Here is a 2,751-nt window from a genome sequence, read left to right on the forward strand (position 1 = left end):
TCTCTGACCCCCGTGAGCTGACAGCGCCGTCCGCCCCCGCCCTCGTGCCGCCGTGCCTTTGAATGAGAGGCGACCCATCATGCCGCTGCATGTCCCGCCGGCTCCCGCGCCCGCACTCCGTTCCGTCCTCACTGCGCTCTCCTCTCCCACCGCGGTTCGCGAGGCCCGAACTCCCTCCCTGCTCCGCGCCCAGGGACCCGTCACTCCCGAGCTCCCCCTGCCCGTCCACGTCCTCGACCGGGTCACGGCCGAGGGCGTGTCGGCCACCCGGCTGGCCGGGTGGCGCTTCCTGATCCGCTGCGGCGACCGTGCGGTGGCCGCGGCGGAGACCATGCTGACGCCCGACGGCTGGGCCTTCTCGCGCTTCTTCGAGGGCCCGTACATCACCTCCACCGAGCGCGCCCTGCGCCAGGCCGAGACGATGCCGAAGCCGTACCAGCCCCGACTGCTGTCGGTACCCGGCCTGTACATGCTGACGCTCTGGCTGCACGAGGACTGCACCGCCGACGGCGCCGACGGCCATCCCGCCGCCACCGACCTGCTCGTCCCGCTGGCCCCCGCACCTCCCGGCATCGCGGCCCATCGCCCGCACCGCGTCGCCGAACTGCTCCCGGTGCTGACCCACCGGGTGACTCCCACGCGACTGCTCGGCTCACCCGCCTGAAGCACCGCGCCCCGAAGCTCTCCGCGCCCCGTCGCCGAATTCCCCGGCGGCGGGGCCGCCCCTTTTCCCGCACGGACGAGCACACTTGTGCGTTCGCTCGGACGCTCACACCGATAAGTTCGCTCTTCCGAGCGCCTAATAGCTCGTACGAGCCGGAATGGGCTTCTGCTCGATCGGACTAGCCCCATTCGGCCACCACGAACCATCCGAAGTGACAGTCCAGTTGGGGTGAACCGTCCGCGCGGGTGATGCGTCATGAACCTGTGAGAAGCCGTGCCGCGAAATCCCTGCGGATCGACGCCCGTAGGGCAACACTGGGTTCCGACGACTTATCACAACGGGGGGCGGCCATGAACGACACTTCCAGCCGCGGAACAGACACGTCAGACAACTCAGCAGACTCACTCATCTCATCCACCACGACACGACGAGAGATCCCACCCATGTGCCAGCACCAGACTCCGTGCCCGTCAGCCGAATCCGCCGACCGGGAATCCGCCCGTCTCGTGGCGCACCACCCGGAGCAGGGTTGGAGCCTGCTGTGCAACGGCGTGGTGCTCTTCGAGGACACCGGCGAGCTGCTGCCGGACGGCCGGGTCATCGCCCCGCACCGCCCGCTGGCCTCCAGCCAGGTGATGACGGCCGCCTGAGGCCGCCGGGCGGCGTGACGTACCGCCCGCAGACATGAGGGGCCGGCCGCAGGACACCCTGCGAACCGGCCCCGACGCGTATCCGGGCACTGTCACTGACCGTCACCTCCCGCGACGCCCCGTTCATGGCTCGCACGGCCTTCCCACGGATGCCCGTTTTCCGGAAGACTCCTGGAAGTTTCGGGGTCACCCGTCGACGGAGGTGGGGCAAGTGGCAGCAGGTGAGGCCGGGTCCGGGGGCAAGGTAACGATCACGGAGATCGCCCGGGAGGCCGGCGTGTCCGTACCCACCGTGTCCCGGGTCGTCAACGGCCGGTCCGACGTGTCGCCGCAGACCCGGGCCCGCGTCGAGGACCTGCTGCGCCGGCACGGCTACCGCAAGCGCCCCGCGGCCCCGGGCACCCGTGCCGCCCTGCTCGACCTGGTCTTCAACAACCTCGACAGTCCCTGGGCCGTCGAGATCATCCGCGGGGTCGAGGAGGTCGCGCACGCGGCCGGGGTCGGCACGGTGGTGTCGGCCATCCACGGGCGCTCGGGCGACGCCCGCGAGTGGATGCGCAACCTCCGGGCCCGAGCCTCCGACGGCGTCATCCTCGTCACCTCGGCCTTGGAGCCGACGCTCCACGAGGAACTGCGCATTCTCGGCGTCCCGCTCGTCGTCGTCGACCCGGCGGGCTCGCCCGCCCTGGAGGCACCCACCATCGGTGCCGCCAACTGGTCGGGCGGCATGGCGGCCACCGAGCACCTGCTGTCCCTCGGCCACCGCCGGATCGGCCTGATCGCCGGGCCGCCGCGGCTGCTGTGCTCCAGGGCCCGGCTGGACGGCTACCGCGCGGCGCTGGAGGGCGCCGGCATCGCGGTGGACGAGTCCCTCGTCGTCCCCGGTGACTTCCGCCCCGAGTCCGGCTTCACCGCCTGCGAGGCCCTGCTCTGCCTGCCCGAGCCGCCGACCGCCGTGTTCGCGGCCAGCGACCAGATGGCACTCGGCGCGATCGAGGCACTGCGCCGACGCGGGCTGCGGGTGCCGCAGGACATGAGCGTGGTCGGTTTCGACGACCTCCCGGAAGTCCGCTGGTCGGCTCCGCCCCTGACCACGGTCCGACAGCCCCTGGCCGACATGGGCAAACTGGCCGTCCGCACGGTCCTCCGACTCACCCGCGACGAACAGCCCGTCTCACCGCGCGTGGAACTGGGCACGGACCTGGTGATCCGGTCCAGCACGGCACCTCCGGCGGGACGGACCTGACCAACCCGCCCGACCGCCCGCGAGCTGGCCCGGCGGATCAGCGCGCACCGGGCCGCGCCCGCCCATGTGCCGACCGTCGTGGCGGCCCGGCCCGCTCCCGACGCGATGGCGCACGCGGGCCGACTGCCGTCCTGGACGCACGGCATGACCACCGGCCACATGGCGGCAGCCGGGCGGTTGCCGCCCGGTCG

General features: G+C 72.2%; 3 protein-coding genes. All 3 read left to right on the plus strand.

All coding sequences use genetic code 11. From position 1 onward, the window contains the following. Positions 1-79: 79 nt before the first annotated feature. The 3 genes from CA983_RS42485 (at position 80) to CA983_RS42495 (ending at position 2,560) form a co-directional block, all read left to right on the plus strand. The gene (locus CA983_RS42485; protein WP_167407558.1) at positions 80-664 is read left to right on the plus strand and encodes a hypothetical protein; all 585 of its coding nucleotides are present in this window, start codon (positions 80-82) and stop codon (positions 662-664) included. Positions 665-1,107: 443 nt separating this feature from the next. Next, on the plus strand, positions 1,108-1,314 hold the full coding sequence (locus CA983_RS42490) for a DUF5999 family protein (RefSeq protein WP_059416771.1): 207 nt from the start codon (positions 1,108-1,110) through the stop codon (positions 1,312-1,314). Between the two features lie 211 nt (positions 1,315-1,525). Beyond that, on the plus strand, positions 1,526-2,560 hold the full coding sequence (locus CA983_RS42495) for a LacI family DNA-binding transcriptional regulator (RefSeq protein WP_167407559.1): 1,035 nt from the start codon (positions 1,526-1,528) through the stop codon (positions 2,558-2,560). Positions 2,561-2,751 lie beyond the last annotated feature (191 nt).

It is taken from the genome of Streptomyces swartbergensis (assembly GCF_002148965.1).
In the GTDB taxonomy this organism is placed as follows: domain Bacteria; phylum Actinomycetota; class Actinomycetes; order Streptomycetales; family Streptomycetaceae; genus Streptomyces; species Streptomyces swartbergensis.

What these genes read in the sequence shown, in the direction of transcription:
- CA983_RS42485 (WP_167407558.1), top strand. Translation starts at nt 80, where the DNA reads ATGCCGCTGCATGTCCCGCCGGCTCCCGCGCCCGCACTCCGTTCCGTC.
- CA983_RS42490 (WP_059416771.1), top strand. Translation starts at nt 1,108, where the DNA reads ATGTGCCAGCACCAGACTCCGTGCCCGTCAGCCGAATCCGCCGACCGG.